Source organism: Nostoc sp. CHAB 5836 (genome assembly GCF_020829445.1).
Classification (GTDB): Bacteria; Cyanobacteriota; Cyanobacteriia; order Cyanobacteriales; family Nostocaceae; genus Nostoc.
Window position 1 is genome coordinate 1 of the sequence record NZ_JAIVFV010000276.1, and the last position, 5,710, is coordinate 5,710.

Annotated in this window: 8 protein-coding genes; 3 read left to right on the forward strand and 5 right to left on the reverse strand. The window is 43.1% G+C overall.

Going from position 1 to position 5,710, the window contains the following annotated elements; translation table 11 throughout:
- Positions 1-131: 131 nt before the first annotated feature.
- The 5 genes from LC605_RS30600 to LC605_RS30620 all read right to left on the reverse strand — a co-directional run bounded on the left by LC605_RS30600 (position 132) and on the right by LC605_RS30620 (position 3,671).
- Positions 132-656, reverse strand: a complete 525-nt coding sequence (locus tag LC605_RS30600; protein ID WP_229551178.1) for a hypothetical protein — start codon at positions 654-656, stop codon at positions 132-134.
- A gap of 125 nt (positions 657-781) precedes the next feature.
- A complete protein-coding gene (locus LC605_RS30605; protein WP_229551179.1) occupies positions 782-1,582 on the reverse strand; it encodes a hypothetical protein in 801 nt (266 codons plus the stop codon).
- A gap of 462 nt (positions 1,583-2,044) precedes the next feature.
- Positions 2,045-2,377, reverse strand: a complete 333-nt coding sequence (locus LC605_RS30610; protein WP_229551180.1) for a hypothetical protein — start codon at positions 2,375-2,377, stop codon at positions 2,045-2,047.
- Positions 2,378-2,494: 117 nt separating this feature from the next.
- Positions 2,495-3,277 carry a hypothetical protein gene (locus tag LC605_RS30615; protein ID WP_229551181.1) on the reverse strand — a complete coding sequence of 261 codons (783 nt, stop codon included), beginning with the start codon at positions 3,275-3,277 and terminating at the stop codon, positions 2,495-2,497.
- Positions 3,267-3,671, reverse strand: coding sequence for a hypothetical protein (locus LC605_RS30620; RefSeq protein ID WP_229551182.1), 405 nt, complete (start codon positions 3,669-3,671; stop codon positions 3,267-3,269). Before LC605_RS30620 ends, LC605_RS30615 begins: the two co-directional genes overlap by 11 nt.
- 164 nt (positions 3,672-3,835) lie before the next feature.
- Between LC605_RS30620 and LC605_RS30625 the strand changes: the two genes are divergently transcribed.
- From LC605_RS30625 to LC605_RS30635, 3 genes are all read left to right on the forward strand, one after another.
- A complete protein-coding gene (locus LC605_RS30625; RefSeq protein ID WP_229551183.1) occupies positions 3,836-4,126 on the forward strand; it encodes a hypothetical protein in 291 nt (96 codons plus the stop codon).
- Between the two features lie 127 nt (positions 4,127-4,253).
- A complete protein-coding gene (locus LC605_RS30630; RefSeq protein ID WP_229551184.1) occupies positions 4,254-4,406 on the forward strand; it encodes a hypothetical protein in 153 nt (50 codons plus the stop codon).
- A 23-nt stretch (positions 4,407-4,429) separates the two neighbouring features.
- Positions 4,430-5,269, forward strand: coding sequence for a hypothetical protein (locus tag LC605_RS30635; protein ID WP_229551185.1), 840 nt, complete (start codon positions 4,430-4,432; stop codon positions 5,267-5,269).
- Positions 5,270-5,710: the final 441 nt, after the last annotated feature.

Below are 5,710 nucleotides of genomic sequence, written 5' to 3' on the forward strand. Positions count from 1 at the left end.
GTTTCTCTCTCCATCATACATTGCCTAAATTGAACCTAATTAGGCAATGTTTTCTAGACATAAATACATGGCTACTTTACACAACTTTACATCGTGATAAATTTTGCGCGTATCTTGTCTTTACCCCGACTTCAGGCGACGAAGCATTGGAGTCCTTCATCGGATTCCTCCCATTTGAGTTTGATATCCATCCGAGCCGCAAATGCCTCAACTGTTGACTTTAATTCATTGGTTGGCAGAAAATCACAAGATGCAATTAGTTTGGGCAACTCAATATCAACAAACTGCTTCTGTTGCGATTCCTTGTATTTCTTGGCTTTGATAGCATATTCTGCTCTGGCTTGTTGGATTCCTTCATCCCGTGCAATTTCTGCCGCCGCCAATTTTCCAATCTCAATCGCTTTGGCTAATTTCTGCTCGTGAGTCGCCAAAATCTCAATTTCTGACCGAGCTTGTACTAAGCGTTGAATCATCGCCAAGCGGACATCTGGGTCGAATGATAGCTCCAATTCGGCGATCGCCACTGCTTGAGCTTGGAGTGCAGGGGTGGTAGCCAAATCCTCCTTTTTGCGCCGCACCATCACACCTTTTGGTTGAGGTGCTATTTTCTCTTCGCTATCTGGTTGAACTGTTAAAGTTCCGTTACGCGTTGCCATATTTGTACTCCTTTAATTGTGATGGAACATTGACTTTAGCGAACGCTAGAATCAGCCTTTGAGGGTTGCATCTGGAGACTAGTCTCCGGATGATGGCTGAAAAGCCTGTTCTGCCGTGGAGACAATTAAGCTGCTCGTCCGTTCCGTTTTTCATCGGCAATTCGCCTCCACTGCGCTAACTCCGAAACCGAGTAATGCTTTTTCTGACTGTAATCACCCCATTTATATAAAGTGAGCAACGAAACCTTGAACCCACAGGCAGCTAAATATTTGGGCAGTTCCTTCCCGCTGCACCCAGACATCTGCCATTGGTGAAACTGTGTCCCGCTAGAAGCAGTATCCAGACTCATTGCGGTGCGAGTGCGATCGCCCATCATCACAATCAACCGATTCACAGAGGGTAATGGTTCTTTGTAATGGTCGTGTCTCCAGCAGGCAATAAATACGAGTAGCGCTGCTGTTCCCTGATCGACTACTTTTTCTCGTAGGGGAATTTTTAAATGCCCCTTCCACTTCACCCAGGATTTTCGAGAAAGTGTCCGATTTAAGACCGCATCGCAACACTTCTTTACATCTGCTAACGCTACTAATTTCTCAACCGGGGCATCACAGGGAGCATTCCCACTGGCGATCGCTCTAAATACCTCTTCAATTTTGTACTCGTTGCTTTGCCAGTATTCTCGCAGCAAGCGATAAGTTAGTTTTCTCTGTGGGAATAATCGCCGAAACCACGCCAAGCATAAAAATAGTTGTGCTTGTTCGTCTGTATATTTGCGGGATTTAAGCCTTTTTCCTTGTGGATAACAAGCTCCGACAAGCTTTTGCCAACCATGCCAAGTTCTGTAAGGTATCGGTTTACCAAGAATTATTTCGCATTGCTTGAGTAGGTTGGGATACTGGGCTATCCAATCTTCGATTACTTGCATGACTCAAAATCAACCAAACGGTAAGACTAAAAAATGTCACTACTGTGATCGCGCAACAGAATTCCAATAGTCCAGAAGGATTACTTTCAATTTTGATGCTTTCCTCGTATCGCCCATCGGCATGAGTGATTGAGCGCCTTTCCTCCTTATACACACTTACCTACTTCGGGTATAAAACCGTGAATGCTCGCTCTGTACCCTCTCCAATGCCACTTTCGCAAAACCGCTATTTAACGTCTTCTAACGGGCTAAGACTTTTGGTAACATTCCTTAAACTTAATCAGGTTAAGGTTTGGCGCGATCGCCCTTAATTAAATCCCAACTCTCTATGATTCATTTGGACTTCTAGCGACTAACTAAATGCTAACTTCCACAATTCAGTTAATTCCGAAAAAAGCTCTGATTCGCTTTTGTTGAAAGCATTAATCGCCGGAATAGTCAAGTTTTTATGCGAAGCAACATTCAATCTCTATCAAATACTAACTGTACTGTGACTCTATGTTTTGTTTGATGCTGCTGTTGATAATCTGATCGCAAAAATTGGAAATGTTTCTCAACATCTAATCCATGCGTTACGAACATATTTGCAAGTTGCTCTTGAGGAGTTTCCAGAAATTCTTCTCTGCTGTTTATTCCAGGTTTAAGTCCCAAATAAAGACGCATCTCTAAAAGCTTCCTGACTTCCGGCCAATTAAATTCCTCGCAATCAAGCAACTCCAATGCCCTTAAATCTTCGTTTATGGTGTCGCGGTGCTTGATTTTTAATAGCGATCGCACTTCATGTTTTTTTAGCATCTTCCTCCGTTCAACCCTTGGACACCTTTATATTAAAAAACCCAGTCGAACTGGGCAATAGATTTCTGCAATTAGTGATTTGTTTTCTGAGTTATGTAAATTTGGCAGAAATTACCATTACTGTACTGTCAACTGTTCAGGATGCGTAATTAGCTGCCAGTCTTGGGGCTTGCTCACACCTATTCGCACTATATCGTTGAGGTAGTTACGGCATAGATAATACGATGTTAGATAACTGCAATATGCACCATCTGGGCGGTAAAGAGTATATTCATAATTCTCGACATATCCATCCCTCTCTAGCGCTTCCTTGAGCTTGTGATATTGAGGGTTAAGATGCTCATAGTCGTTGAAATCACGTCGCCAAGATTTTCGATAGTTATATCCGGTGAAATCTTTTGGAGTCCAATAAGCTCTTTGGGGAGTTAGCTCATCAGAGGTATGGTGACAAATGTCTCTCCCAGCCAATGGGTTTTCGGTTGAGATTGGATTTCCAGAGTCGTCACGGGTAATGTTACTGGTGATGATTACAATGTTTCCCTGACGCTTTTGATCAATCAGAAATTCATGAATGCGAATATAGTCTGCGCCTAATAACAATTCTGCTTGCTGGTTTTGTATAGTCATTTTTCTATTTGTTGGTTGCCGAGTTAAGTCAGCCATTTTGGCCGGTATACGGAAAACATGATCGCCACAATCGGGATACCTGATGATGGCATGACCACATTTACAATTTTTAGCTGATGCTGCTAATAAATTTAAAGCGCTTGCAAGCAATGATTCAGCTTGCTGTATATCCGGCACTTCAAAAATCAAAGCTTTATTGTCGGCAGTTAAATTGATATTCCATCCTGGGGTTTGGAATCGCTGCCAGAGCGAAATTCCAACTTCAATGTCCATTTTCGCAGACCTCTTTTGAATAAAGGCGATCACATACATCTAGTAGATTTTCTGTTTCTAAATTAAGTCTGGTAGCTATTTTTACAATATCTACATCCGTTGGTCTGGATGGAGAAGAGAGTAAATCCAGTAATTCTGAAGCAGAGTTTGTGGAAGAAGATGAGGCAGTAATCTTCTTTCCAAGGGAACTTTTAAACCATTCTTCGACTTGTCCTATTTTTGGAGTACGTAGATTTAACTTGGCGCACACCTCTAATACTTCTACTCCAATGAGTGCTACCCCTCGCAGCACAGATGAAAGCGGTTGTCCAGGCTCGACTGCCACGCTTTCTAGTCGTTCTCGCAATCCCATCAAATCTAGGCTCAATCGATCACGTTTTCTTTGTTCATCCATGAAAATCCTAGTTGCAGAAAATCAGCAGCTTTAGTATTTACCCATAATCCAAGTCTACCAAAATCATTTATTTAAAGATTTTGTCCCTGATACGTTCCATTGGGTGACATAGCGTGATATGGTAAAAGCATGATTTTTGGTTAGTTCTGCAAAAAGGAGAGCAAATGCCGCTCATAAAATTCACAAGAGTCGAAGTTCTGCAACCGCGAGAGTTCTGTCGAATTTTCTTTGGAATTAGCCACTTAAGCACAGAAGACATAGTGGAATACGAAAGCGAGTCGGGTTATCGCAAAAAATGTGTGAAGCTCCTAGCCAAAGTGACAGGGCGAGGTGAACGCACTGTGCGAAGTTGGGGGGCGGGAATTAAGTTTGAAAAAATGCCTGAATGCTATAAACTAACCCTGGCTTACGCATTAAAAGCAACACAACTTGATGCGAAAAAATATGCTGCGTAATTTCTTAGCTATTTCCGACAGCAGCACCACTTCGTCCTCTGAGCGGGGATAGGAAGAATGGCGGGGAACTTGCGTCATTTATTCCGAAAAAACAAGGGGTCAAATCGTCGCAAGAAGGGGATTAAACGTGTTTCCAAAGCTCACCTGGAAACCCACCTTCCAGATAAAAACTAAGGTGCGATCGCTATTTTTTCAAATTTCTGGTAAAATAGTTTCAACACAAAACCCAGCCGCCGTGGAAAGTTGCTGGGTTCTGCTTAACCAATTAGTAGCCAGATGAGCAATCATCCGGGCCGATTTCTTATGACTACTTTAGCATTAGACCAAGCAATTGAACAAGGTGCGATCGCAAATTCTGACAAAAGTTTTTTAACCCAAATCCTAGAACAAGCGACCCAAGCGACTCGGAGCTTTTTAGAGTCGTGCAAAAATATTTGGGAGGCAAAGCAATTACCGAAGAGTGAGTGGGACGAAATCAAGCAAATGCTAGGTTGGAATAACCACACCGCCAATCCCTACATTAAAATCTGGGAATGGATATCTGACTCCAAAGTCAGTCCCTACAACTTAGAACTACTGGATATCAATACAATCAAGTCCCTCTGCTCTGATAAGTACTTGGATATTTGGTATCAACTCCAATCCTCTCGCATGGTAGTTAAGGATGTTCGGGCACTGATGACGGACATAAACAAATCGCTGAAAGTTGCCAAAAAACCTGCCAAGGTGCTGGAGTGGGAGCAAAATAAGTACGGAGAGGATGGCGATGCTCGACTAATCATCCGATTAGAAGACCGGGATACAGGGGTAGAGCTTGAGAGACAATTCAAGGAATCGGGCAAAGTTTCGGTTTCACTGTTCCTCAAGGAACTGTTGCGCCGTCCGACAGTAGATGAGCAGGTTATGGCACTACAAGAATTCAATACTTATATCCAAGACCAGCAACCCGAACTACCTCCTGCTAAAGTTGACCGAATTACTGAGCTAACCGCTAACCTCCGGAAAATTGATCATGAGATTGCTGTGCTTATAGAAGATGGGTCCGGCGAGGATACCTTACCACTGGTATTTGCGAGGAAAGGAAAAAGTGCGATCGCGCGAGAATTGGCGATGTATGGGGTGCGCCTGGGCGTGAGCCAATAGCGTGAGCCTCAATTTCAACAGCAGTAAACGCCGTGTCAGATTCAATAGTGTAGTCGTGCGCAAGATCATCGTCAGGTTGTAAATCTTAGCCATTCCGCAAATCCCCAGCTAAGATAGGGGCAAATTTTGGAATTTATATGGACTTGAATAAATTGCTGTGGGAGCAATACCTATTATTTATGGTTTACGGTGTTGCAATTATTTCTTTTATTGGCGTATTGGCAATTGCTGCTACCCGGCGCCTAAAATAATGCCATCCTTTTCCCCACAAAATCCATCAATGCCATAAACGAAAACCAAGCTCACAGGTATATCTTAAGGGGTTAAACCAGTGTCGTTTAGATAGTTACCGACCTCTAACATTGTCGTTCGCGCAGCGTCTCCCCTTGGGAGAAGCTAACTTTACTGGAGTAGCAAGGCAATTCCCGGCATACAGGGAAG